The following is a 24,798-nucleotide window of genomic DNA, read 5'->3' on the forward strand; positions in this document are numbered from 1 at the left end:
TCACCTGCCCTGCGGGAGACGACGCCAAGCAGCTGACTGCTATTGGACCTGCCACCCCCTTCCAGATATCATATTGAACAACGTACCCGCACTGCGGGCGAGAACCCCTTCGGCGCTTGCCCGCCCGACGCGCACAGCGCGAACAACAAGGCGCTGCAATGCCCAAGATTTTGACGATTGCTTGGAAGAGCGCGTCCGTGCAAGAGAACGAGTTCTCGAAAACCCAACAAGGGGAATCGCACTTGACAGCCTCTCTTGACGGCGAAATTCGCGATGGACGCCATCAGATGCAGGTCCGCGTCTATTTCGAAGATACGGATTCCGGCCAAATTGTGTATCACGCGAATTTTCTGCGCTTCATGGAACGCGGCAGGACGAATTACTTGCGCCTGCTCGGAACGAGTCAGCACGCGCTGCTCCAAGAGGCGCAGAACGATGCGCCCGGCTTTACCTTTGTCGTCCGGTCGATGACAATCGATTTTCTAAAGCCGGCGGTCTTGGACGACGTGCTTGACGTCGTTACTCTCCCGCAAGAGGTGAGAGGCGCGTCAATTACCTTACTGCAGGAATGCAGGCGCGCAGAAGATCTCTTGGTCACGGCGCGTGTACGTGTGGCGTTTATCTCAGGCGGAAAAGCGCAGCGTATCCCGAAGGCGCTGCGGTTTGCTATGGAAGGGCATAGATGAATCTGCTCCCCATTCAAGCCTTGGCCGTCCGGCGACAAACGAAGAGGTGCGTCGCGCCGCGGATCGGAGGAGCATAACTCCTGTGCGCTGTAGCGTGCAAATCGGACAGACCGGATGCGCTGTTGGCAAGCTCGTAGCACGCCGTGCCCGTGCTCACTTGGCCCCGTGTGCAAAGAAAAGACGAAGGTCGGCGTTAAGGCGCGCCAGCGCCCGGCCCGGGGCCTTTCCAAACGTCTGGATGCCGCGCTTCGTCGTGGATGAATTTGGCCGCACCGGTGGTCGCACCCGCCGCCCGCAGCGCATTAGTGCGTGCTTGAACTTCGGGCACAGACCGAATCTCTCCGGCATCAAATCGCCGGCAAAACTGACATCATGAGCGAGTTCACGCATCGGACCAGCGGATAGTGTCAACTGATGGAGAGTTGCGCCTCAATGTAGCTGTGCTAGTACGCCCACTCTCGAATCGAGGAGCTAAGAGTGGCGAAGAAGGCAAAGAAGACGGCTACGAAGAAGAAACCTGTGCGTCGTGAATACACGAAGGCTGACGTGAAGGAGCTGCGCGCTCATTCGAAAGCGAAGACTCCGGTTGCGAAAATTGCGAAGCTCACAAAGCGCTCAGAAGGCTCACTCCGCCAAAAGGCGCTCAAGCTTGGAATCCGGCTCGGTCATCAGCGCTAGAAGGCGGCATCATGACGCGCTTCAATAGAGTGTTCTCGACCAAAACGTTGTTGCAGATCATCTGCGTTCTTGTCGCTGTTGTCACAATGAAGTTGTTGGGCGCTCATTATGACTTCAGCTGGGCAGCCGCAGTTGCGGTTGGCTAGAAGAACACCTTGGCAGCAGAAAAGAGATACGCCTAGTGGCGAGCTATAACGTTAGAACGCAAATCAGTCCCGGCGACCGACGGCAAGCGAATTCCGTACGCCATCGTGCCGGCTGATCCCCGCGCGCCTGTAGGTCAGCGTCCCGGTTCTTGCGCTATCGGTAGCGAGCAAAAAGGGTTCATGGGAAAGCTAGTCAGGCGAAATAGATAGTGAGTTTCTTCGAGCGTCTAAAGACAAAAGAATCCGCTGAGTGGCGGGCCTACACCGAGCATCCGTTCACGGACGGGTTGGCTGACGGCTCGCTCCCCGAGGCGGCGTTTCGTCACTACCTCGCTCAGGACTACCTGTTCCTCATCGAGTTTGCTCGCGCCTACGCGCTCTCGGTCTGCAAGTCGCCCAAGCTTGCCGATATGCATGAAGCGGCGGCCGGCCTCGCAGACAGACGTCTCATAGGCGAGCGATTGTTGGCGTGCCTTCACCGCATCCCAGACTTCCTGGTCGATGATGCGCATCTCCGGCACTTGCTGAATCACCCACTCGGATTCAGGATACGCGACACCCGCTTTCCTGTATCCGGGTCTTTCAGATAGCGGAGCCGGTTCCAGACGAGGCGGCCGACATAAAGTTCGTTGTTGAGGATGCCGACGCTGCGCTTCGGATTGCCATGGATCGTCGAGGGCCCCCATTCGGCGCCCTGCGGCCCAGGCACGCCTTCCTTGTTCAGCTCAAAGGCGATGGCGCGCGACGACTTGCCGGCAATGTAGTCAGCAAAGACACGGCGGACGACGGTAGCCTCGGCCTCGTTGATCGTTCGATCGCGGCGGATCGGCTCGCCATTCGGCGCGAACTGCTTCACCACATCATAACCGAAGCACAGCCCGCCACCGGACTTGCCGTCCTCGACGCGGCCGCGCAGCCCGCGGCGCGTCTTGTCGGCCAGATCTTTCAGGAAGAGGGCGTTCATCGTGCCCTTGAGACCGACATGCAGATGTGTCACGTCGCCTTCGGACAGCGTGACGATCCGCGTGGAAGCCAGCCGCGATAACACCGAGCACCTAACCCTAATGCTGCCCGGCTTCGACGCGCCGGTCGCGCCCACCCATTGGAGTTTCGGCCAACTCGCCAGTCTGGTCGGAGCGCCGGCGGCCTACCTGCGTCAGCTCCCGGCGCCGCTCGCTGGCATCAATCTCCAATACGGCCTGGCCTCACATTCCGCCGAACAAGTCAAGACGCTGGAGATAGAGAACGGCCGCCTCGAACTGCGAGAGGTGACGGGTCCCGATTATGGCAGGATATTCGACCACGATTTGGTGGCGGCCGTGTAGCGCATCGCCGGCAATGGCACGGGCGATACACGCTGGAAGGTGCCGGGCGTGCTCGACTGGACGACCGGCGTCTACAACCCGCGCGTCGACACCACCCAGGACACGACGACGCTCTACGCGTCCGATCGTGATGTCTTTCTGTTCCTGTCGACGACCTTAACCCGATCGAGGCTGGCCGGCTGCGTGATGGCTCGCCGGACCTCTACTTTCGCGGCTTCTACTGCTGGAATTCCGAGGTGGGAGCGAAGACGCTCGGCATGGTGTCAATCGGCCCTTTAATTGCGGATTGATGTCAATTCTCTTTTTGAAGCCATTCGGAAAGACGGTAGCGCTCGACCCGTCGGAGCGGGTCGGGGTTGCGGAGACGGGGCGAGCGCGGCTGGTAGATCGATAGCCAGCTCGGTAGTCGTAGGCCGATTAGAAATCTCAATGCGATCAGCTGCCCGTCGCTGGGTCATGGTCCTTTCCGAGGTCGCAAGCGCCTCATGATGATGTCCGGATCGGGTGCCTCATCGTTTGCAACGGCGTGCGGGCGAGCCCGCCACCAGCCGATTGACCGAGGTCACCACGACCACCGTCCCGGCGGGACATCACCGGGCCCGGCGGACCGGGACCGGAACTTGCAAAATAAGGTTAGGCCGGCGCGTGGCCCCAGTCGAACGCCGTGCCATCGACCCAAATGCAGTGGAGGATCACAGCGATCTTGCGCGCAATGGCGACCTTTGCCTTTTTCATACCGATCCGCTTCGCGAGCTTTATTCCCCAGGCCTTGAGGGAGGACCATTTTTTGGTTCGATAGAGAAGGACGGTCGCTGCCTCGAACAGGTAGGTTCGGAGAAGCCTGTCGCCCCAGCGGGATATCTTGCCACTGGAGCGTTTCACATTTTGACGGAAGCATATCCGGCATTTTGGAAGTAGTTGCTGCATTCGCAAGGTTGGATGGTGGTGACGAGGTGACCGAGATATCGCCAAGTGTCTTCGAGGGTGCGCTTCTGAGCGATGCGCATCCAGTGCTTGATCTTGGCGAAGGCCTGCTCGATCGGATTAAGGTCGGGTGAGTAAGGTGGCAAGTACCAGAGCCTGGCGCCGGCCCCGCGGATGAGGCGACGCAGAGCAACCGACTTGTGGCTGCCGAGATTGTCCATGATGACGATGTCGCCGGGCCTGAGAACTGGAACGAGCTGCTGTTCGACATAGGCTCGGAAGCATTCGCCGTTGATCGGCCCGTCGAAGACGCAAGGGGCGATGAGGCTGTCACAGCGCAGCGCGCCGAGAAAGGTCAGCGTCTGCCAATGGCCGTGCGGGGCAAAACCCCGCACCCGCTCGCCCTTCGGTCCCCACCCACGTAGTGGGGCCATGCTGGTCTTGATCCAGGTCTCGTCGATGAAGACGAGACGCTGGGGATCCAGGCCGGCCTGCCACGACTGCGCTTGGACAACGCAAGAGCGTTGCCCACATGCCCACAGCAGCAGACGAAGAAGACTTTCAAGCCGCGATTTAAGGTTGACCACGCGGCTTCGCCGATGCCAGAAACCAGACAGCCAGAACGCCTCGCGCCCCGGGCGACATCAAATCGCAACGGTGGGCGAGATCATCTCGGAATCCTGGGCGAGATCAAACCTGGGCGAGATCATCGGAATCAGCACAGGGTCAGCCGGTTCTCGCCCAATCGCGAAAACCGGACCCGCCATATCGCCTGCCAGCCCGATCCGGCAACCGTTCCGCCAGCGTGTCTCTGGCAAATTCCGCCTCGATTCGCTCCACCGGAATGGAGGACGCGAGCGCGATGTCGACATGCAGGTCGTTGGGAACCGTCATGCCCGGCATTACCTCCACGTCCACCAGCCCGGCGTCCGCGACAGCCCTGCGCGCCGCCTCATAATCGGCAACCCACTGGAAGCGGAGACGGTAACGCCGTTCCTCGGCCGGCGACAGGGACAGGGAATGGGTCGGCTGTCGCCAGCGAGTCCCGCCCGCGACTGCCTCGCTGGCGGCCGCCCCGCCCAAGATGTAGGCGCACCACGTCCCACTGGCTTCGGCCGAATCCTTGTGGACATTCCAATATTCCAGTGACGTTTCCGCTTCCGGTAAGAGCATGAGGAAGGGACCGGTGCTGTTGCCACGAATCCAGAAGATGATCGTCAATCCAGCCTCGTCGACTGCGAGGCGGGTCGTGAGAAGGACGCCGGCATCGCGGGCTGCTGAGCCAAGGCGCGCCTGCAGACGGCCGACCCACTCCGGCAAACGCGGATCAATATCTCCGGAACCCCAAACAAAGGCCGAAGCCCCGACCAATTCGGAAATAGAACGCTACTTGTTGGCCAGTTGGAGACCCCTGCATCCCGTCTGAGTTTTCCAGATCACCTAAATAGACATGGCTTACTTCTATCCGGGACTCTGCCGAACAGACGGCCGGGCGATAGCAGCGATCTGTGACATCCAACGCCCACATCCTCTCAGCCAGGAGGCGATCTACGCCACCGCGCCACGCACGCCACGACAGCGGCTTCGTTCAATCCAAAAGCGAAATTGCAGGGTTTGGCGGCCTCAACCTCCCATTCCCTGCAATCTCAAACCGTCTCGAATCCGAAAAACAGACTCCCGCTCAATCGCTTAGAACCTTGTTCACGGACGACGATTCACTTGTTCGCGGACTGGCCCTTAGTCCGGTATCTGCTCCACATTGCGAGCCACCATGATGCTCTGCGAGGGCGGTGATTGCGCGTTCTGGTCGGGCCGGCGAGAAGCCGCTCGAACCAGCTGGCGCGCACGATCAGTCGAAGCCGGCGTCAGCCCCTCAGTCGATTTTGTAGTGCCCGCCGATCGACGACGAGATTGTCGAGGTTCAGGCTTACCTGCCGTCTTACCGCCATCCGGCTCACCAGCGCTCGGGTCCCATCCACTACGAAGACGCCGCAATCATAACCGTTATTCTGCCGGCGCATGCTGGCGGCTTGCAGGTTGGCGCCCAGCCGTTCTGCGAGCCGTTGTGCAGGCCAATCATTGAATCCCGGGGCGGAGTCGTAGTGATAGGCGACCGGCCTCTCCCGATCGCGGCGATCAACCAGCAGCAGCGACCAATGTTCGCCGCGGCGAGCGCGGTCCGTAGGGCTGGCATCGCTAACTGGCAAGAACAGGAAATCGACTATATCGTTACCATTCCGATCATCGACAAGGCGATGGAGCGCGCGTAGCGCGTCGCTATCGGCGCCATGGCTCAGCTGAAAGGCGATCAGGGGATCCACGAACCGTGTCCGGGTGGCGAGATCCGGATTACTCCCCCGCAACTCCTGCGCCAGGAGCTCGTAATCCCGCTGGATATGCTCGTCGCCCAGCCACTGCTGGGTGTCGAGCACCCGTCCGCTGCGGTCGCGGGAAGAAGAGGCACCCGTAGCCAACGCGCCGATCTGAGCATCCGGAGCCAAGGATGGACGAGGATGATGGATAAATTGAGAATCGAGGCGCCCTCGCGGTCCCAACATGATCGAGTAGGTCTCACCGTTGATAGAGACCGGCTGTGGAACGATGCGCAAATTCGGCAACAGCATTCTGTTGTCCAGCACATCAACCAGGAAATCCGGGACGGGCTGGGTACCATGCTGCCAATCCCTACCGACGAGATGTCCGATATCCTCTAGTTCCTGAGGTGCGCCTGATGGCCCGATGAAGAACGGCGATCTGACGCCGGAGCTAGGCGCCAGCGCAGACTGAGCATCGTCACGCATCTCCTGCGGCGTAGACGGCAGATCAACCAGGGAATCAAGACCGCGGTAGATCTCCGACGACCGAGCTGGCGCGGCCGGAATTGGCCGGATGCTCGCCCCATAGTCGGACGACAGCGGCAGCCACTCACTTGGACCGAAGTCAGGCGGCGTCGGCAAATCACCGAGGCTGAATTCGGACGGGGACAGCCCTCGCGGCGACCAAGCCGGCGCGAGCGGCAGCCACTCACTGGGGCCGAAGTCGGACGGCACTCGCGGCCACGATAAGCTCGACCCCGCAAGCGGCGATTCCTGCCTCGGCCGCTCAGGGAAGGCCACTCCCAGCGCTCTGTTTGCTTCGACGAGCCGTAGGTACGGCCCAAGCTGGCTGAGTAGCCTGTTCAAACTCAGGCGGATGTTCCGTTTGGCTTGAGTGAATTCCCGGTAATCTACGTTCAACGACCGTTGCTGCTGATCATTGCCGTTGATTCGACTCACTATGCTCTCTTTACCCGTGGTTCGGAGCCAATCACTGAAGCTACGTTGCGCCGAAGCAGTATTCCGCACATATATCTTTTTCGATTGGGAAGCCGGGTCGGATCCGAGCTTGCTTAGCTGTTCCTTGGCCAAGCCATCGATGATGCTGGCGTCGTCGGCATCAGGATGAAGCCGGCGAGGATGAAGAGGATGAAGCCCGTGCTGGAGCTCGCCGCGTAGGTACTCCCGAAGGTCGTTGATCCCCAAGCTGATTTTCGGATAGCCAATGTCTCGCTTGAACTCCGAGATATCTTTCTCCAATTGTTTTTCCTGCTCCTCACTGCCGTTGAGTCGGCTCGCTATAGTCTCCTTGCCCTCTCTTTTCAGCCACTCACTAAGCCTGCGCTGACCGCTGGCGACGTTGAGGATAGGCGCCCTCTCTTTGGCAGTCGCTTCGGGTCTAAGCTTGCCCAAGGCTACTTCAGTGGCGCCGTCGATGATGCTGGCGTCGCTCTCATCAGCACCCAAAGTACGGCGCCCCATGACGCGTGGCCCCGGTCCGAGTGTTTCGAACCCTCCCCCGTCAGGCTGAAGCCTTCGGAGATGATTCAGGGCAACGAAGAGGCGGTCCCTGTGGTCATTCTCCTCGCCGTAGGCCATGATGTCCTCGGCTAATTCGTCAGTTCGAAACCGAGAAGTCAGGGATGGCTTCTGTTTGGTTGTGAGCCACTCAGCAAAGTGCGTAAGAACATCCGCATGCCTTCCGAAGGTTCTGTCGGGAACATTATGTGCCCGGGCTGCTGCCGCGTACTGGCGAATGAGTAGCGCGTCTCCGGTAAGGGGCGGCGGAGAAGGAGGAGAACCGCCGGCGCGGGACTTCCGAAGCGCTTTCAATGCGGCATGCACTCGCTTTGTGCCCCCCGCATTCACAAATTCATTCGCATGGGCCTTCAACTGAATAGGGTTTTCAAGCAGGCTAGCCAGTGTCAAGTTGTTGGACTTTAAAAACTCGCAGAACCGGCCCAGATGTTGCATCATCTTCTCAATGCTATTGGGAGCATACTTGCCTGCAGCCCATCGCGCGAACTCGGAAATGAGGGGCGCGTCCTCTTCGGATGCGCGGCTGCGCTTGTAGCAATCGATACGAAGCTCTGAATAGACCACAACTGACGCTGGGGAACTTAGCTCAGCCGAGCTCTCATCAGGGGAGCCGAGTTGCAGCTCGCCCAACTGCTGCTCAAAGCCAACTTGACCCGCAGGCTCATTATCCGACTCTTGCCGCGCACGCTGCAGCTCTTGCTGGTCAGCGTACCAATGCGTCCGATAGTTCGGACCGTTATAGCTCGGTTCCATACCACTCTCCCTAGATGAGATGACTCTTCATAGCTGCCCCAGAGCCAAACTCGGGTAAGACTCCAGCTTCAGAAAGCCGATTGCCGAGACCAGCAACCAGAACAATAAGAGGACTGTCGTCGCGCGCCGCTCCGAGTTCGCGCATTACTCACACCAGCGCCAGCCTTAGCTGCCGCAGACGAACCCGCTTGGCCTCCTGGGCAGCAGGTGGCCGCGCGCGCCAAAAAAAACGACGATCCCATCATGAAAGAGGCCTGGATTCTCGTCGCGGCTTGCACTCGCAACAGCCGGAGACTGGGAAGGACAGATATTTGCCCGATCGGAAAGCAACAGCGTTGGCGCTCCCTGCACGAAAGCGCGGCATCCGGCACATCGGGATTGAACTTGCGGCCGCCCGGCTGCGGAAAGGCGCCCCGATTTGATCTCGAACTGCACGTGCTGCTTCAGCTTCAATTGACCGCCCCCACATTCCGTACGAGCCGACTTCGATTCAGGCCTGCGCAGCAACAGACTCGCGCGCACCTTAGAACTCGAGACATTGAAACCCCTGCTTGCGATCACGAAACTTCTGAGACGATGACCGCCTGTATGATTTAGACTGTACAACCTGACGCTACGTAGGCTTCAAGTCCTTTCTGGCGGCCGTCGTGGCGAGGCTGGTTGGGTTGCATCCGCGTTTCAGGATGTGATAGAGCGCCTCGCTTCTTGCATTTTGATGATCTGCAGCTAAGCGCGTCAAATGGGCATTGCGGCGCTGCGCAACGAAACGAACGCCTGAAGGCGCCTTTGGCGCAAACGCAGGCAGCCTTGAGCGAGCATCAGGCGCCAGCGGCGACGCCGGCGCGCAACGTCAGAGCGCGCCTGCTCAAGGGCGAATAGTGTTTTTTTTGAACCGCAGTCCTTCGCGCCGCAGGAACATCCAGACCGCATTGTGCGAGACCTTAACCCCACGCGCGGCCAGTTCGTCCTTCAGCTTGTGCAGCGTCAGATGCGGCGTCTGGCTGATCCGCTCCTTGATGAACGCGCGATGGGGTTCCAGCAACGGCTTGCGGTGCCCGCCCATCTTGCCCGGTGCCACCGAACCAGTCGCCCGATGGCGCTGCGACCACTTCACCACCGAGGACACTGCAACGCCAAATCGGGTCGCCGCCGCCCGGCAGCTCTCACCACCAGTCACCGCGGCAACGACACGCTCACGTAGATCATTGGAAAGAGGTCGGCTCATCAGATGCTGGCCCCCAACCCAGCCAACATCTTGAATCACAAACCGACCCTCAGGGGAATCTGGAGGGTTCTGTGAGGTCGCGCCCACGCGATGCGGCAGGTGCAGTTGTGCGACCTCATTGAAGCCGGATTGAACGTAAGCGCTTAGCCGCAACCCTATTGAGACTGGCTTGACGTTTTGCGGAATCGCCACGGCATGAGGTCTTCGATCCTGCTATCGGGATGGCCGTCGATGATCGCCTCGAGTGTTTCGGCGATGTAGGCGGCCGGGTTGACGTCGTTGAGCTTGCAGGTGGCGACGATCGACGCGAGCAAGGCCCAGTTTTCCGCGCCGACTTCATGACCGGCGAAGAGCGCATTTTTTCTGGTCAGGCAGACTGGCCGGATGGCGTTCTCGACCGGGTTCGTGTCGAGCTCGAGGCGCCCGTCTTCGAGGAAGCGGGTCAGCCCTTGCCAGTGATTGAGCGCGTAGCGGATGTCCTCGGCGAGCTTCGAACCACTGGAGATCATCGACAGCTGTTTCTCGAACCACGGCTTTAACGCGGCGACGATAGGCAGCGAGTGCTCCTTGCGCGCGGCCAGCCGGATGTCCGGCGATGAACCGCGTACCATGGCTTCGATGGCGTAAAGCTGTGCGATGTGCCGAACCGCAGCCTCGGCGATCGGCGATTTGCTGTTGCGGGCCAATTTGACGAAGCGCCGGCGCAAATGGCTCCAGCAATGCACAAGCGTCCAAGCGTCCACGGCCCCTGCGGTCGAGCGACTTCGGTCAGCCGGTCATAACCGTCATAGGCATCGTATTGCAGGAAGCGTCCGTTAAAGCCATGCAGGAACTGCTCCGCGAAGGCGCCGCTGCGACCGGGGCATATCGGAACAGCACGACCGGAGGACTTGGGCCGCTGTGGCCGCTGTCGTCGGAGACGATCGCCCAGAAGTAGCCTTTCTTCGTTTGGCCACGCCCGGGATCGAGCACCGGTGCCGTGGTTTCGTCCATGAACAGACGATCTGCCCTCTCCAGATGGCGGCGCATGTGGTCCGCTACGGGTTGGAGATGGAAGCAAGCGCGGCCGGACCAGTTGCCCAGTGTCGCCCGATCAAGTCGGATCCCCTGGCGCGTATAGATCTCCGCCTGACGGTAAAACGGCGTATGGTCGCCGAACTTGGAGACGATCACGTGCGCAATCGCCGCTTCGGTCGGCAGTCCACCAGGCACGACGTGTTCCGGCGCGTGGGCCTGCACGACACGGCCCGAGCAGCGGCGGCAGATGTATTTCGGGCGGCGCGTGACCAGCACGCGCCATTGCGCCGGGATCACGTCGAGGCGTTTGCTGACGTCCTCGCCGATCTTCGTCATGGCGCCGCAACCACACGGACAGAGCGTGCTCGCAGGCTCGATGATCCGTTCCACCCGAGGCAAATGGGCAGGCAAGCAGCCGCGATTGCGATGAGAACCTTGATCCGGCACACTCCGCGATCGGCCCTGGATCACAGCCTCGGCTCTCTCCTGCGCCGCGTCCAGGATGCCTTGCGCGATCTCCACGTCTTCCAGCGGCAAGTGATACTGATCTGGCCGCAGCTTCTCGGACTTCGCGCCGAACTTCTCGCGTCGCAATTCGCCGAGGATGACCTCCAGCCGACGCCGCGCTTCCTCCGACGCCGCCAGCGCCCCCCGCAAACGCAGGCGGCCTTGAGCGAGCATCAGGCCAAAAGCGCCTTCAGTCGTTCATTTTCGTCGCGCAGCGCCGCGATGATCATGTGCTAATTCGAGCACACCGCCGCCGCGTGCGTCACGTGCAAAATACCTTCCGAGTCACTCTGCCGCAGTTATCCCGCCGCCTGCGGACGCCGCGCTTCTTGCGGGCGGACCAACCTCCAATCCAGCCCCTCGAACAGGGCTGCGAACATCGCCGGCGATATGCGCATCACGCCGTCTGCGATCGTTGGCCAAACGAACTTGCAGCATTCGAGGCGCTTGTGCACCAACACCAGGCCCGTTCGATCCCAGACCAAAATCTTGATCCGGTCCGCTCGTTTCGATCGGAACACGAAGGCTGCACCGCTGAACGGATCGAGACGAAGCATCTCCTGCACCTTCGCAGCAAGCCCATCATGGCCACAGCGGAAGTCAATCGGCCGCGTCGCCATGTAAATCTTCAGATCAGCACCGGGCGCGATCATCGTGACGCTCGTACCGCGCGGATCACCCGAGACAGCTGCTCGCCATCTATGGCCGTGTCCGTCCGCACCACGACATCGCCGATCGCTATCTCAAGCTTGATCGCCGGAACGTGACGCTCCTCTAACGCACCTTCCACGACCAGCGGCGCGAATGTCGGCTGCGACGCCTCGCACGGCGGCAACATGCCTCGCTGTCGAAAGCGCCGTCGCCAATCGTAGATCTGCCAGCGCGTCGCTCCATGCTTGCGCGCCACCTCTGACACCTGGGCACCGGGTAGCAGACTCTCGGCGACGATCCGAGCTCTCTCAGCCTCCGAACGCACGCGGCGTCCCGACGGTCCTTCAAGGACCTCCAGCCGGCTCACCGGCCCTACCGACGAGCCGTTCAAATGGACGTCCTTTTTGCTGTCCAATCCCATCCCAAACCTCCGTCCAAGTCGGAGGCTTCTTCGCACGTTCATTCGAATTCTGAAGCAAGGGTATCGGCTTCGCGCTTACGGACGTCTTCCAGCTCTAACCGGTCAGGCGATCGGCCAAAATAGCGGCTGAACTTCGAAACCGCGCTGATGTAGGATCGTTGCGTCGCCGGCGACAGATTGCGGACGGTCATGTCTTCGATCATGCGGCGGCGAAGAGGGCTCAAATCGGCCATCTCGATACTCCTGTCTGAGGGGGATGGGCTCCAACACCCACATCCTCTCAGCCAGGAGGCGATCTACGCTACCTTGCCCCTCACGCCGCGGCAGCGGCTTCGTTCAATCCACAAAACGAAATTGCAAGTTTGGGGTTCTCGACCCCCAAATCCCTGCAATCTCAAATGCCTCCGCATCTGAAAAACAGACAATCCGTACTAAGGGCACTGCAACCCGTGCTCGGCAAATAGGATGGAGACGATGCAGCCGACGTGCTGCTCACGGCGGTTAGCGATGCCAGCGCATGTCTGAGGCGCTGGTTATTTCCAGTCTATCAACGGATGAGCCTCGTCGGATGGCGCCCGCAAACTGGCGTTTCCGCTGTCGGCTTTGCCATTGAGTGCGAGCGAAAGGTTCAGATTGTTGCGCAACATCTCGTTGTCTGGCTCCGTTGCAAGTGCACGTTGATACAGCGCTTGTGCCTCAGAGTGGCGTCCCTCGGTGTCGAGGACCACGGCTTTCGCGTTCAGTGCACGCAGATCACCGGGTGTGGCAATCAAAACGCTGTCCAGTATCTGAAGCGCCTCATCCGTGTGCTTTCGCGCCAGTAAGGTCCGCGCAAGAGGGATCGCAACATCAACGTTGCCGGGCCGTTGGCTCAAAGCAGCGCGCAGAGTGTCCTCACCAGCATCCTGGTAAAATGCGTGCGCAACGCGCTCGCGCACGGAAGGATCTACATCCTTGGTAGCTGATAACTCTGGTCCTGGCGCCTCCGCTACTCCAATAGCTGATTTATTCGAGCTAGTGCAACCGCCGACCAGCAGAACAGCGAGCATTGCGAGGAGCCTAGAGCACGAGCCCGCGCCAACGGAGCGCTGCTGCTGCCCTGCTTGTGGTTGTCTCATCAGGTCCATCCCACGATCAACTGCTGTGCTCTATCAACCGGCCGCGGCCACCGGGCCGCGACGCTCCGCTGACGGAACCGTCTCCCTGGTTTCCGTGAGTGTGACGGATCCAACCGGCTGGATCGTGAAATCGGAGGCGAGATCCTGGTAGGACAGAACAGGTAGATCAATACTGTTGCGGGTGAGAAAACCGCGGACGAAACGCCGGATATCCATTGAACCCAGAATGACCGGCCGGCTCTGACCCGATGCGATGCTTGCATTGATCCGACGGAATTGGGAAAGCAGCTCCTCGGTTTGCGAATCCTCTAAAACGAGGTAGGGGCCAACAGCGGTATCACGCAGCGCACCACGCACGATCTCCTCAGTCTCCCGCTCGATGATAAAGGCGGCCACCACACGGTGGGCATTGGCATAGCGATGGCAGATCTGCCGCCTCAGACCGGAGCGAACATATTCGGTGAGCAGCACGACACTTTTCTCGCGTTCGCTCCATTCGGCCAGCGTCTCCAGCACCAGGCGGGTGTTGCGAATGGGGATGCCCTCGTCCAGTAAGCGGCGCAGGACGTCGGCGATCCGGGGAACCGGCGTCGTGCGTAGCACCTCCTTCACCAGATCAGCGTACTCCTGCTCCATCTGGTTGAGCAATTGACGCGTCTCCTGAATGCCCAGCAAGCGCTGTGCGTACCGTGTCAATGTCGAATGGACGCGTAAGCCGACGAGTTCGCTCGGACTATGATACCCTATTCCGGCGGCTTTGAGAGCCGGCGCATGCTCTTGTTCGATCCAGATCCGGTTTGTGTCCGGCTCCTGCCGAAACGGGATCCCGCTCAATTCAATGTTCGCCACGTCATCGTTAAGCATGAGCTGCGCCGGATCAACGAAATCCGCTTCAACTGGGACTCCTTCGACATCCACCCTAAATTCCGATTCGGCTAAGCGCTGATCGAGTTGGGCGGGGATGCGTGGAATGGTGATGCCAAGATCGGCTGAGACCAGCGCCGAAACGCGTCCAATGCATTGCTCGAGCTCCCCTTTATCGATTGCATGTGTCAGATTGGGTGCGAGGAATAGCGTGATCGGGAGTGCCTCCGTAGGGACGGTTTGCTTCTCGGCTTGTGCGTCCGTTTTGGCGGCTATCTTCCCGCCTTGCGCACCAACCTTGAAATAGCTTGCGCCGGCAAAGAATGCGGCCAGGATAACAAATGGAGGCAGGGGGAAACCGGGCACGAATCCCATCACAAGCAACACGCAGGCGGCCAGCCGTAGTGCTTGTGTGCTCGCTGTAAGTTGGTTGACGATATCGGCACCGAGTTTGAGCCTGGTGGGCCCGTTGACGCGGGTGACGATAGTTGCGGCTGTGATCGACAGCAGCAGTGCTGGAATTTGTGAGATTAGCGCATCACCAATGGTCAGCAGCGTATATTGATGCAGCGCCTCATCGAGCGACATTCCCCTGGAAAGCAGGCCGATGCTGATCCCACCTAGCATATTGATGCAGATGACTATCAGCCCGGCGATGGCGTCACCTTTGACGAATTTCATAGCGCCGTCCATGGCGCCGTGAAGCTGGCTTTCTTGCTCAAGCACGGCGCGCCGGCTGCGGGCTTCGTGCTGATCGATGTGGCCGTTGCGCAGCTCCGCGTCGATCGCCATCTGCTTGCCGGGCAGCGCATCGAGTGTGAAGCGCGCCGACACTTCTGCGACCCGTTCGGCGCCCTTGGCGAGAACCACGAACTGCACCATCGTCACGATTAGGAATATGACAATTCCGACGGCGATGTTGCCTGATATGACGAAGTCGCCGAACGTGTGAATGATGCTACCGGCATCACCCTCAGCTAGAATCAGCCGCGTCGTTGCGACAGTAAGCGCAAGACGAAAGACGGTAGAGATAAGGATCACGCCCGGCAAGGACGAAAAGTCGACTGGCGTGTTGAGATGCAGAGCGACCATCAGCAGCAATATGGCCAAGCCAAGGTTGAAGCCGATCAGCGTGTCGATCGCTACGATCGGGATCGGTATGATCATCAGGGCGATCGCCAGAAGCAGAACCAACGCGACCATCAAGTCCGGATGGGCCGGCGCGCGCGCAATAAGGTTGCGTAGGACGTTGGCCATGAGCAGCCCCTATTGTTGTTCGAACCGAGTTGCGCTGCCCCGCAACGAAACATAGCGTGCAAAGGTGGCTCGCGCCTCAGCCATGCGGCCACTCTTGCGCAGGGCGTGACTGCGCAAGAGCATCAGAGGCAGGCGCGAAGACGGCTGGCCGTCAACACTGTCCAGCCTTTCCAATACCGTCAGAGCTTCATGGCCGCTGCCCTCTGAGACCAGAGCGTAGGCCAGAATGCGCAGCAGGTCGACGTTCTGAGAGCGCTCGTGAGCTACGAATCGCAGCAGAGCCAAGCTTTCGGCGCTGTTCCCGCAAGCGAGGTGGACATAGGAAAGCGCGCAGAGCAACTCAAGCTCCTGTTCGGAGATCAGCGGCACCTCACGGTCTTTGGACACGTTTGGCGGTGGAATACGCGTGAGGTGTTGCCCCCGGTCAACCTCGACCATTGCTAGCCTTTGATTAAGCCGTTCTGATTCTGCCGGAGCAGAACTAGCCGCCGCAGCTCCTGCTGCAGCACACCTATCCCTTCAGGTGACACCGAATCCTCTGGCGCCGCCGACAGCGCAACAGCCAGAGTTTGGAGAAGAAGGCCATGTTTGTCTGCACGCAGGACGTCCCAATGACGTAAGCGAGGTGTGACGAACGAGAGCAGGTTGCCTGCGAGATTGGGGCCATTTAACCGAGCCAGTTCTGAACATGGCGCGGTCTCACCTACTTGGCCGCGCGTCATGTTGAAATTGACGCGCGAGACTGGATCGACAGAGTCAAGCTCCACCGCGGGCTCGATTGTGGCCCCAACCGGCAGATCCTGCGACGGCCTATCCCGAAAAGATGGCGCGTGCCTCTTGCCATCATCTACTTGCGCCGCCTCGATCTCGATGCCATCGGCTTGAGAGATGGTCGGCTGAGCGGCAGGTGTATGATCGCCGAGGTCGACCCTCTGAAAAGAGGTGCCAAGCTCTACAGAATGCCGGGGCAGCCTAGTCATGATAAATTCCTTCTTACCTGCGAGGGTGACACTCTAGTAGGGGAGGGCAGCAAGCTGGCCATTACGGCTCAGCAGCACGCGTCCCTCCTCGATCCGATCAACGGTCCATCCATTATTCAACAGCGCGCCCGAGAAGTACTTTTGATCGCCAATGACGAGATAAGGATCCTTTCCGCGCCATACAGCCTGAACGGCAATTGAGGAGGGCATCTTCTCCTCCTTGACCGCTACTGTGTTGAGGAGCGTATAAGCGCCACCACTATGGTGATCGAACCGTTGCTGGACGTCCTGCCATTTTGTAACAGAGGCGGGCGTAATGGTGCCATGAACGGTGACAACATCCGGCCGAGAACCGACTTTGATGTTGAGAAGGCCCGCTCTATCAACCTCCTCTTGCAGCCGTTCGGCAGCTGCATCGGTCGTCAGAGCATCAGGAGCGCCGAACGCCGGTTTGGGCGCAACTTCTACGGCCGGGAGCGAATCGGTGCTGAGCGCCGCAGCGGTGTCGGTGTGGACGAAAAGAGTTGAGACTGTGCCGATCGCGACGGAGCTTATGAGGACGATCGCAAGTACCGCAATCGGTACACGCCAGCCGTCGATAGAGCCAGCTCGTTTGGAACCCTCTATCGACCAGCGAATGGACATTGCGCCCGCATGAATAACGGCTGGGAGAGCAACAACAACGCGCTCATTTAAGGAAATTGTCTCGTGACCTTCGACGCGGATTGGACTGGCTAGGGCCTCGATCTCAATTGAATCGCAATATGGGGTGATGCGAAGGTGTTGCCGTTCGAGACCTTGTTCGATGAAGACGAAATCGGCATCAAAGCCACTGCCAATAAGGTTCGATCCAGGCCCTGCCTTGCCAGTCAGCCCTGAATAAAGTCCCGATAGCACTTCGAAATGCGGGCAGTCCGGTTCATGCACAATCGGCCTCCTTAACAGCGAGAGCAGCCGTACGGCAATGCCGCACGGCTAATTTCGATTTCGCTGACTATTCACATCCGAAAAGTGGGACGACGATGTCGTCCCACAGTCCGTTACTGCACCCGCTCATCAGCCGCCTTCTTGATCGTCGAAAGCGACGTTGTAAGCGTGCGAAGCTGAACATCCCTCTCGGCCGCCTGGGTGCTAACGGCAGTCAGAGCGGCGAGCTGCTTGTCGAAAGCTGCCTGTGCCGCGACCTGAGTCATCGCGTCAGATGCTCCAGCGAGAGCCGTACCAGCCGCGCCACCTGCGCTCGAGGTATTAGTCGCACTTGTCTTGCCAGTCATACCATTTCTCCTATTTGTCGAACATTGCCGCTTTAGCGGCTCCTATATCCTGACGCCGCAAGTCCAACATCAGGAATCCTGCTCTGTCTCGGCGATGGCTTCGTCGAAGCTCGCTGACGCATTACTTACAAGTTGGAGACCAACAGACGCGAGAGCAGCGGTGAACGCTTGCTGCAAACGCGCATCCTGCGAGTTATCGTCCGGACTGGACGCGCCATTTACAGGGCTGGTCGTACCAGACGATCGGCCATCATCATGCGCACGTGGCGCACCATCATCCTCATGCGTGCCGGGCGTGTGCGAGCCGCTTTTGTCGCCTCGGGCCGCACGGAGATCGGTATCAACGTGCGCGGCAGCGCTTGACTGAATGCGCATCGCGTTCTCCTATCTTAAATTCGATCATGCCGATGACGGCAATCTCCACTATCATCATTGTGCTAGCATTAGCTTTCGATAACCTGACGAGACTTGGAGAATGCAATAAGTCGATGGGAATTCGTCTCCTTGGGCGTTCCGATCAACAATCGTATCTCAGCAGTGCGCTGGCGGACACTCGAGACCAGATAACTTGTGAAGGAAAACCATGCTTTCCCCGGTAGCGATTGATCCCGCGCTCTGTTTCTTCATAAGGTAGAGTTTCAACGAGCGGAATCGCAGCGCCAGGACCGAAGACGCCAACGTGCTGAGACCGAGGCGCCGGAATAGCTCCCCTACGACAGGTCACTTCTTTGGCGATTGCTTCTCCTCAGGCGGCGGTGATGCCTCGATCCCATCAAATACGACCCTAAGGTATTCAGTGCTCAGACGAGCCGGCCGCGAACAGCGGTCCCTCAGCGCTGCTACGCCTTAGAGCTATGCGGTCAATCCCACTTCGCGGCGCGGGCGGACGCCTACGCCTCGCGCGGCGGCGTTCGGCGCCTCCCAGCTCTGCACCTGCGGCCTAATGTGCCCTCGGTCTCACATTTGTAAGCCCGGCATTCTCGCCGACGTCGATCCGGCTTTCTCGTGGGAGGTCAAGCGTCGATAACTTCGGCCCGTCCGATTGGAGCCAGATGCCGGCCTATGCAACTTTCGCGGCCGCGAAATGAAACTGAGGCTGATCGTGTATCGGACCTTCGGCCCACATCGTGGGCCGAAGATCGACACGACAAAGTGTCTGCGTGCGCGCGGCGGGTTCGAACGTGCAGGCAAAGCTTGCGGGACCTACTAATCGGTAGGTGGTGGCCGGCCAATCGGAGGATCCGCAAGTTCGCATAGCTTACAGCACGGTCTGAGGCGGCAGCGTCGTTCCAACTAGCTATTGGCGCCCGCAGCTTGCATGCGCTCGGACTCAATGCGTTCCTTCAGCTGGTTCAAGTAATTTTCCGCGTAGGACTGTGCGATCGAAACCGGCAGATTGATGCCAGCCGTCGCGGCTTCTTGAATTGCCTGCTTCATTAAGCCTTCGCGCATGGCTAGCTTGACCTCGGGGCCGCCGAGGCAGCCCACCACCTGCGACGCAAGACTGATGCCCGCTTCTTCCAACGCTTGCTTGATGTTGCCACCGGTAATAGCAGTGTGAAGAAGATTTGCTGCTTGCGCCTCGCTCTCGAGCACCATTGACGCGAGATCGGCCAATTCGCCAAGGCCTGGAATAAAGCCGAGTAAACCAACTCCGGTTGCGGCCCAGTCGAGCACCTTCGGGACAACCTTGAGCACGCCGTCAACGACATGCATGAAAGCGCCGCCGTTTTTCTTGGGAGACTTGATCTCGGGCTGATCAGCGGCTCCCATCATCATGTCCGCGGCAGCGGACTGCTCGCCCGCCGTTTGGGCGACATGCGTCTTCAATTGATGCGCGGTGCGGTTCGCAGTCGACATGTTCTCGAAAAAGTGAGTGAAGTCGTTATTGCTGATATTACCGGAATCGACCGTATGGCCTCCGCCGAAGTCGAAGAACTGATGGTGGGCCTTGTAGCCTGTGATCGAATTATTCATCAACCCGAACAACAGCGGATCCGAGAGCAGCTGGGAGGCAGCCTTTCGCACTTCGGGGGCTAGACTCTTGTCATCGGCCATGCTCGCTAGCTTGTCCTGAGTCAGGTCGCCCTTCCCGAAAAACGCGTCTTGATTTGTATTGATTGTGTCCAGCGTATCCAGCTCGGTTTGCGTGAGATTCATCGATGATGAGGCAACCTGCAGGAAGTCCTCTTTGTGGACCTTATCTATCGAGCCACCGTACAACTGTTTCCATTCATCAGGGTGGCTGAGAAAGTATTGAGCGGCCGCGAGAACCTGCGGCGGGCTTTTTCCGGCTTTTGCCCCGCCATCGACAATCTGCTTGAAATCGGCGAGGCTGAGATTCTTGGGCAGACTGTCGGAATACCGATAGAGCTCGCGCAACGCATTACACTCGGTCATAACTGACGGCTGGCCGTCTCCGGTGCCGTCGGATGGAATGTAGTTTTGCTGGTAGCTGTGCGCCTGCTGCTCTTGGAATGCGGCAACCTGTGCGTGATGGTGGGAAAAGCCCGAGAGATCACCTGCCTTGATCTTCCCGCCACAGTGACCGTCGCCTTGCGAGCCTATTGCATAGAAGAGCTCAGGATCCTGCTGTAATGCCCCGATCGCCGTCTTCAGATCCGGCGGCGTGGAGGGATCGTTGGCCAAATCTGAAAGGGACTCCCAATCGAGCGGGCATTTGTCTTTGTGACGGTTCAGCACCGACACAATCTGCAACTCAGCGTTGGTCAAGGTGCCGCCGTTCCACGTTATCCTTGAGCTGGGTACAGGCGCCGTTGCAACACTGGCGCTCGCAACAGAGGATGACTCCCTGGTCTGCGCAGGTGCGGCCAATGCAACCGTGAGAGTCGGAGGCAGGATATGCAGCGCCTCCTGCACGAGCTCCTCCGTTAGTTGCTGGTCGGACTCTGGCGGCTCCGAATGATCGCCTATTGCGTCCTCCAACGAGTAGCTGGCCAGCACGGCCTCGAAGCTTGAACGCTCCGGCAGCGACGAGAGCCCCGGAGCAAGCCCGGACAACGCCGTGGTTGGATTGGAATTCAGTAATAGGTTGTTCACTGATATACATCCTTTGGTGTGAGATTGCGGCACAAGTTGATCATGTGGCGCAGCCGAGGGCGTGACACAACGAGCAAGAAGCAATGCTACGCGGAGCTCAACGGCTCCTGTCAGGTGCGTCAGGTTGCTCAGTGCTTCTCAGCGCTCAGTTCCGCAACAAATCTATCGGCGCATCGCCGGCTAGATTTTCACGCTCCTATGGTACAAGGGATTAGCTGTCGAGAAGCTGACGGTCCGCAAGAACTCGGGATGAGTCATGAAAGACGCCCTTCCGAAAGCTGTCGTGCATTCTCAAGACATGTTTGGCGCTAGCTTCTTGCGTTCGACCGCGTTCCAATTAACTACTCGGGTCCGCCTCGGCTTCGTGCGTCCGTGGCCTGACCTGTACGTCGATCGCGACGCTCCGCGGATTCCCGGTCCAACCAGTCGCATTCAAGCTGGCAGCATTGCCCCTCCAAAGCTGATAGCGCGCACACAGAGACCGCCTTGAGTTGCTGTAAGCCACTCGCTGCATCAACTCATCTCCGGGCTCGACCAGCCGCGTGAACCGCGCTGTGTTAATGCGACGCCTCGTTCAAAGGAGGGCTCTCCGGTCGTCCATCACGAATGACCATGCTCGACGACCCCCGAAACAACATCAAAACCGATTGCTGCGGCGGCCTTTCGACAATCGTAGGGTTTCGCTGCGCCTGTGCCTCCGCCAGCAGGCTTTTGAGCGTTTGGTCCACAAGCGCGATAAACCGAGGCGGACCAGAAACGAAGACTGGGCCATCTCCTGCTGCAGGTCTCACAAAATAGCGCTCATCCGAGATGTTGAGAGCATCGAGTGCCGCCTTGAATGCTTCGAAGGTGATTGGAGTCAGGACGAGCAAGCGGGTTTGCGCCTCGTGCGCATCAGACACGTAAAGCACCAGTCCATCGTAGTACCATTGAAGATTGTAGAGCTTGCTTAAGCGTTCGAGGAATTCTCGCGGCGCGAGATCCAGCATTCGCCCGCGAATCCGCCCCTTTACCTCGGTGCTAACATTGATTCGGATATTTAAATTGTTGCCAAACTCCTGCAGTGCAGCAGCAAGGTCCTGGTCCAGAACCGTGTAGCTATAAGGTGCCGATGGCAGCGGCAGGGGAGCGCCGAGCGCTCTAACGAGCCCCAGGAGAATAAAAGCTCCGATATATAAGAGGTTCTTCAAGATGTGCAGCCTCCAGGCGATGATGAGCACTCCAAGTATTTTTCCGCTAGTGAACAAGCACCGAAATTCGTCACAAAGGTGGAGGCCGAGAATTCGTCCCAAATGCGCGGCCAAGCGTGATCTTAGACGACTGTGCTCCTGATACTCGTCAGCTTCTGGTCAGCTCGCTTCGTTAGGGGTGCTGAGCCGTTCACGGTGTCGAACGGCTAATCTCATGACGTGAGAGCAACGATGTCGTCCATGATGCTTGGCGTTACGCCGATCTCCGCCGGTCCGCTCGAATGTCTATCCGAGGCTTGTTCATCGACGCAGGCTCAGTTTCACGAGAGTCTTGCGCAGGTGGCTTCAAATCAAGATGCCGCCTCTCCGATGATCGATAACACGTTGGCTCCGCCAGTGTCGGAGGCTCAGCGTGCAGGCACGCAGGTAAGCCCCCTTGGCGATCGTATCCTTCGAAATCTTGCTGCAATGCATCGAGGCATATCATTTCCTTCGGCGGTCGGCGGCGAGCCGACTCCTGCGAATGGACCGGCAGCGCAACCTATCTTGCGCTCTCATGAATTCGAGGTGCACCCGGTCGGAAACCTGGAAGGTGCAGACCATTTCGAATCGACGTTGGCGAATCTGCGGGATGTTTACAATAGCGTCACTGAGGTTTCGCTCATCTCCAAATGTACTAGCGCTGCCAGCTCGTCTCTGAACAAGCTGCTCTCGGCAGGCTGACAGCCATTGATGAGCGTTTTACCGCATAGAAAGATCGGTCGTCGCGCGAGCGTAGGAAGGCGGTTTCATATTCTTGTGGCGTTGCCGGTCTTGCTCTCCCTGGCCGGTTGCAAGGCAGATGTCTATACCAAGGTACAAGAGCGTGAAGCCAACGAAATGCTTGCGCTTCTCCTCAGAAAGGGTGTCGATGCCGTCCGCATCGTCGCCAAGGATGGGACCAGCACGATTCAGGTGGAAGAAAAGCAGCTAGCCTTCTCGATCGACCTGCTGAATGGCGAGGGCTTGCCGCGCCAGACGTTCAAGAACCTCGGGGAGGTGTTCAAGGGATCTGGTCTTGTTGCCTCTCCGGTTGAAGAGCGCGCCCGCTACGTTTACGCCCTAAGTGAAGAGTTGTCGCGCACGATCAACGATATCGATGGGGTACTCTCCGCCCGTGTCCATGTTGTTCTGCCGAAGAATGACCTTTTGCGACAGGATGCAACCCCGTCCTCGGCGTCGGTTTTCATCCGACATGGCTCCAATGTGAGGCTCTCAGCCTTGCTACCGCAGATCAAGATGCTCGTCGCCAACAGCATCGAAGGGCTATCATATGACAAGGTGGCGGTCGTGTTCGTGCCGGTTGAGCGGGCTCAGCATGAGCTGTCGTCAGCGTCAGCAGCTGCTTCGGCTCAACCGGCCAAGTTCATGTCGCCCCCCTTGTTTGCGATCGGGGTCGGAGGTGCGGGTGCCGCGCTGGGTGTTCTATCTTACATGTTGCTGAGCACACGGATGCAGTTCAGTCGATCATCGCGGAAAGTTGGAAATCTCGGCGGATCTTCGACCATGTACTCGCGGCCCAAGCCGTCGGCCAAGAATTGAGCTCTGTGCAAGATAGACGGAATGCAGTGTGGGTATCGATGCCATCCAACGAGCCAAATCATTCACCTCATCCGCATTCCGATCGCCTGCGCGAACTTGCTGCGGTGATGCATCCGAGCCGTTTTGCCGCCCGTCTTGATGCGCTGCTGTCAACGCCCACGGTGCTGCGGTTGCAGAGGAGTGTCAGGCTTCAGGAAAGACTGGCCGAATTGGCGGTAGGCAATGAAGGGGCCTGGAACGGAAGTAACTGGGGCAGGGACGTTCTGCTCGGCTATGATCCGCATCGCGCCGCCCTGCTCGCTGGCAGTGTTTGGCATGCCCGTTCATTGCTGAAGCTCGTGTCAAGGCGTGATCTGGAAACTCTGATCGGAAATGTCGGTGCGGAAGCACATGCTTTCGGTATCCGAAACTTGTCCAGCGCAGTCGCTACTACGTCGATTCTCGATCCGGAACGACTTTCGCAAGGAATTGAACACGACGGATATGCCTGTCTTGGTGCTTGGCTCGATGAAGCTTCAGAGCTTGACCGTAAGCGCGTTCTTCTCCGCTTACCTGTGGGGACGGCCGCGGAAGCTCCAGCCATCGAACACCACAGGGCGGCAGGCCAATTGCTGTCTTTGGTGATGGCCCATCTGGCCATGGAGGCACCAACGGCATGACCGACAACGATCAAGCATTGCCAGCAGACCCGCAGATTCGTCCGGTCGGCCCACTTATACCAGCCGCGGAACTCGGGGTCTGGTTTGATGCGCTAAAGACCCGGGCGCTAGCGGAGCGGTATCTGCGCCAGGTTCGCAGCTGGGCAAGAAAAGCCTATGAGCGCGAGCGGGCGCGTGGCCACTCCGAGGGTCGGAAGACAGGTTCGGACGAAATGGCGCAGCTGGTTGCCCGGGCTACTTGCGAGCTGGCACGCCGAAAAGCTGTTCTGGAACATGAGTTGCCGCAGCTCGTCCTCGATATCTTGGACGACGTGCTGGGTTCCTTCGATCCCGGCGAGATCTTGGTGAGGACGGTTCGTCATGCGATCGATCGGACACATGGCAGTGCGGAAGTGTGTCTTCATGTGTCGCCTGTGAAAGCCGATGCACTGATCCGCGAGTTCGCAGCGTTCGACGGAAGGAATGGTCGGCCGAAACTTACAATTGACCCGGACCCGGCTCTGACGCCGGATCAGTGCGTTTTGTGGAGCGCGTTTGGCAATGTCGATCTAGGGCTTGCCGCGCAGCTGCGTATCCTACGTGTTGGCCTTGCCCCGTCTTCTCAGGAACGCGAGCCGTGACCACGCTA

Annotated in this window: 19 protein-coding genes and 8 pseudogenes; 8 read left to right on the forward strand and 19 right to left on the reverse strand. The window is 59.1% G+C overall.

The window, feature by feature from the left end:
* Positions 1-242 precede the first annotated feature (242 nt).
* The 3 genes and pseudogenes from ybgC to ABIC03_RS29070 all read left to right on the forward strand — a co-directional run.
* Positions 243-686, forward strand: coding sequence for a tol-pal system-associated acyl-CoA thioesterase (ybgC, locus tag ABIC03_RS29060; RefSeq protein WP_354063217.1), 444 nt, complete (start codon positions 243-245; stop codon positions 684-686).
* A 477-nt stretch (positions 687-1,163) separates the two neighbouring features.
* The gene (locus ABIC03_RS29065) at positions 1,164-1,364 is read left to right on the forward strand and encodes a hypothetical protein (RefSeq protein WP_057848204.1); all 201 of its coding nucleotides are present in this window, start codon (positions 1,164-1,166) and stop codon (positions 1,362-1,364) included.
* Between the two features lie 355 nt (positions 1,365-1,719).
* Positions 1,720-1,947, forward strand: a pseudogene (locus ABIC03_RS29070) (thiaminase II/PqqC family protein); the annotation flags it as partial.
* Between the two features lie 15 nt (positions 1,948-1,962).
* On the opposite strand, the pseudogene ABIC03_RS29075 reads toward ABIC03_RS29070, so the two are convergent.
* A pseudogene (locus ABIC03_RS29075) lies at positions 1,963-2,534 on the reverse strand (recombinase family protein); the annotation flags it as partial.
* On the opposite strand from ABIC03_RS29075, the pseudogene ABIC03_RS29080 reads away from it, so the two are divergent.
* Positions 2,521-3,101: pseudogene (locus ABIC03_RS29080) on the forward strand (DUF932 domain-containing protein); the annotation flags it as partial. The pseudogenes ABIC03_RS29075 and ABIC03_RS29080 overlap by 14 nt on opposite strands.
* 367 nt (positions 3,102-3,468) lie before the next feature.
* Here the strand turns inward: ABIC03_RS29080 and ABIC03_RS29085 are convergent.
* The 18 genes and pseudogenes from ABIC03_RS29085 to ABIC03_RS29175 form a co-directional block, all read right to left on the reverse strand.
* Positions 3,469-3,702, reverse strand: a pseudogene (locus ABIC03_RS29085) (IS110 family RNA-guided transposase); the annotation flags it as partial.
* Between the two features lie 11 nt (positions 3,703-3,713).
* Positions 3,714-4,256: pseudogene (locus tag ABIC03_RS29090) on the reverse strand (IS630 family transposase); the annotation flags it as partial.
* A 229-nt stretch (positions 4,257-4,485) separates the two neighbouring features.
* Positions 4,486-4,980: a DUF5695 domain-containing protein gene (locus tag ABIC03_RS29095; RefSeq protein WP_354063128.1), complete on the reverse strand. Its 495-nt coding sequence runs from the start codon at positions 4,978-4,980 to the stop codon at positions 4,486-4,488.
* A gap of 644 nt (positions 4,981-5,624) precedes the next feature.
* Positions 5,625-8,366 (reverse strand): Ulp1 family isopeptidase, encoded by a 2,742-nt coding sequence (locus ABIC03_RS29100; protein WP_354063130.1) that lies wholly within the window; start codon positions 8,364-8,366, stop codon positions 5,625-5,627.
* A gap of 822 nt (positions 8,367-9,188) precedes the next feature.
* A pseudogene (locus ABIC03_RS29105) lies at positions 9,189-9,591 on the reverse strand (helix-turn-helix domain-containing protein); the annotation flags it as partial.
* A 155-nt stretch (positions 9,592-9,746) separates the two neighbouring features.
* Positions 9,747-11,289, reverse strand: a pseudogene (tnpC, locus tag ABIC03_RS39315) (IS66 family transposase).
* A gap of 125 nt (positions 11,290-11,414) precedes the next feature.
* Entirely contained in the window at positions 11,415-11,768 is a 354-nt protein-coding gene (gene tnpB / locus ABIC03_RS29120) for an IS66 family insertion sequence element accessory protein TnpB (RefSeq protein ID WP_354063134.1), read from the reverse strand.
* Positions 11,765-12,187, reverse strand: a complete 423-nt coding sequence (gene tnpA, locus ABIC03_RS29125; RefSeq protein WP_354063136.1) for an IS66-like element accessory protein TnpA — start codon at positions 12,185-12,187, stop codon at positions 11,765-11,767. The genes tnpB and tnpA overlap by 4 nt, the downstream gene beginning before the upstream one ends.
* A 77-nt stretch (positions 12,188-12,264) precedes the next feature.
* A pseudogene (locus ABIC03_RS29130) lies at positions 12,265-12,420 on the reverse strand (phage integrase N-terminal SAM-like domain-containing protein); the annotation flags it as partial.
* A gap of 300 nt (positions 12,421-12,720) precedes the next feature.
* Positions 12,721-13,236, reverse strand: a complete 516-nt coding sequence (locus tag ABIC03_RS29135) for a tetratricopeptide repeat protein (protein ID WP_354063138.1) — start codon at positions 13,234-13,236, stop codon at positions 12,721-12,723.
* A 102-nt stretch (positions 13,237-13,338) separates the two neighbouring features.
* Entirely contained in the window at positions 13,339-15,426 is a 2,088-nt protein-coding gene (sctV, locus tag ABIC03_RS29140) for a type III secretion system export apparatus subunit SctV (RefSeq protein ID WP_354063140.1), read from the reverse strand.
* A 9-nt stretch (positions 15,427-15,435) separates the two neighbouring features.
* Positions 15,436-15,864: a histidine kinase gene (locus ABIC03_RS29145; protein WP_354063142.1), complete on the reverse strand. Its 429-nt coding sequence runs from the start codon at positions 15,862-15,864 to the stop codon at positions 15,436-15,438.
* Positions 15,865-15,866: 2 nt separating this feature from the next.
* Complete coding sequence (locus ABIC03_RS29150) at positions 15,867-16,406, reverse strand: hypothetical protein (RefSeq protein WP_354063144.1); 540 nt, start codon at positions 16,404-16,406, stop codon at positions 15,867-15,869.
* A 33-nt stretch (positions 16,407-16,439) separates the two neighbouring features.
* The gene (locus tag ABIC03_RS29155; protein ID WP_354063146.1) at positions 16,440-17,333 is read right to left on the reverse strand and encodes a SctD/MshK family protein; all 894 of its coding nucleotides are present in this window, start codon (positions 17,331-17,333) and stop codon (positions 16,440-16,442) included.
* A 113-nt stretch (positions 17,334-17,446) separates the two neighbouring features.
* The gene (locus ABIC03_RS29160; RefSeq protein WP_279689903.1) at positions 17,447-17,599 is read right to left on the reverse strand and encodes a hypothetical protein; all 153 of its coding nucleotides are present in this window, start codon (positions 17,597-17,599) and stop codon (positions 17,447-17,449) included.
* Between the two features lie 150 nt (positions 17,600-17,749).
* A complete protein-coding gene (locus ABIC03_RS29165; RefSeq protein ID WP_354063148.1) occupies positions 17,750-18,055 on the reverse strand; it encodes a hypothetical protein in 306 nt (101 codons plus the stop codon).
* A gap of 918 nt (positions 18,056-18,973) precedes the next feature.
* On the reverse strand, positions 18,974-20,746 hold the full coding sequence (locus ABIC03_RS29170; protein WP_354063221.1) for an HrpF/NolX family T3SS translocon protein: 1,773 nt from the start codon (positions 20,744-20,746) through the stop codon (positions 18,974-18,976).
* A gap of 551 nt (positions 20,747-21,297) precedes the next feature.
* Positions 21,298-21,969 (reverse strand): nodulation protein NolW, encoded by a 672-nt coding sequence (locus ABIC03_RS29175; protein WP_474425301.1) that lies wholly within the window; start codon positions 21,967-21,969, stop codon positions 21,298-21,300.
* A gap of 192 nt (positions 21,970-22,161) precedes the next feature.
* Between ABIC03_RS29175 and ABIC03_RS29180 the strand changes: the two genes are divergently transcribed.
* From ABIC03_RS29180 to sctL, 4 genes are read left to right on the forward strand one after another with little or no spacing between them, the layout of a single operon-like run.
* A complete protein-coding gene (locus tag ABIC03_RS29180; protein WP_354063150.1) occupies positions 22,162-22,653 on the forward strand; it encodes a nodulation protein NolB in 492 nt (163 codons plus the stop codon).
* 9 nt (positions 22,654-22,662) lie between these two features.
* Positions 22,663-23,511: a type III secretion system inner membrane ring lipoprotein SctJ gene (gene sctJ / locus ABIC03_RS29185; RefSeq protein WP_354063152.1), complete on the forward strand. Its 849-nt coding sequence runs from the start codon at positions 22,663-22,665 to the stop codon at positions 23,509-23,511.
* A gap of 38 nt (positions 23,512-23,549) precedes the next feature.
* A complete protein-coding gene (locus tag ABIC03_RS29190) occupies positions 23,550-24,170 on the forward strand; it encodes a nodulation protein NolU (RefSeq protein WP_354063154.1) in 621 nt (206 codons plus the stop codon).
* Positions 24,167-24,790 (forward strand): type III secretion system stator protein SctL, encoded by a 624-nt coding sequence (sctL, locus tag ABIC03_RS29195; protein WP_354063156.1) that lies wholly within the window; start codon positions 24,167-24,169, stop codon positions 24,788-24,790. Before ABIC03_RS29190 ends, sctL begins: the two co-directional genes overlap by 4 nt.
* Positions 24,791-24,798: the final 8 nt, after the last annotated feature.

This window comes from Bradyrhizobium sp. RT6a, from assembly GCF_040547675.1.
In the GTDB taxonomy this organism is placed as follows: Bacteria; Pseudomonadota; Alphaproteobacteria; order Rhizobiales; family Xanthobacteraceae; genus Bradyrhizobium.

Excerpts from the sequence above, each read along its gene's own strand:
- sctJ (WP_354063152.1), top strand. The coding sequence starts at position 22,663 with ATGAGCGTTTTACCGCATAGAAAGATCGGTCGTCGCGCGAGCGTAGGA.
- tnpA (WP_354063136.1), bottom strand. The coding sequence starts at position 12,187 with ATGGGATTGGACAGCAAAAAGGACGTCCATTTGAACGGCTCGTCGGTA.
- tnpB (WP_354063134.1), bottom strand. The coding sequence starts at position 11,768 with ATGATCGCGCCCGGTGCTGATCTGAAGATTTACATGGCGACGCGGCCG.
- ABIC03_RS29145 (WP_354063142.1), bottom strand. The coding sequence starts at position 15,864 with ATGGTCGAGGTTGACCGGGGGCAACACCTCACGCGTATTCCACCGCCA.
- ABIC03_RS29150 (WP_354063144.1), bottom strand. The coding sequence starts at position 16,406 with ATGACTAGGCTGCCCCGGCATTCTGTAGAGCTTGGCACCTCTTTTCAG.
- ABIC03_RS29180 (WP_354063150.1), top strand. The coding sequence starts at position 22,162 with ATGTCGTCCATGATGCTTGGCGTTACGCCGATCTCCGCCGGTCCGCTC.
- sctL (WP_354063156.1), top strand. The coding sequence starts at position 24,167 with ATGACCGACAACGATCAAGCATTGCCAGCAGACCCGCAGATTCGTCCG.
- ABIC03_RS29160 (WP_279689903.1), bottom strand. The coding sequence starts at position 17,599 with ATGACTCAGGTCGCGGCACAGGCAGCTTTCGACAAGCAGCTCGCCGCT.
- ABIC03_RS29135 (WP_354063138.1), bottom strand. The coding sequence starts at position 13,236 with ATGCTCGCTGTTCTGCTGGTCGGCGGTTGCACTAGCTCGAATAAATCA.
- ABIC03_RS29100 (WP_354063130.1), bottom strand. The coding sequence starts at position 8,366 with ATGGAACCGAGCTATAACGGTCCGAACTATCGGACGCATTGGTACGCT.
- ABIC03_RS29165 (WP_354063148.1), bottom strand. The coding sequence starts at position 18,055 with ATGCGCATTCAGTCAAGCGCTGCCGCGCACGTTGATACCGATCTCCGT.
- ABIC03_RS29190 (WP_354063154.1), top strand. The coding sequence starts at position 23,550 with ATGCCATCCAACGAGCCAAATCATTCACCTCATCCGCATTCCGATCGC.
- sctV (WP_354063140.1), bottom strand. The coding sequence starts at position 15,426 with ATGGCCAACGTCCTACGCAACCTTATTGCGCGCGCGCCGGCCCATCCG.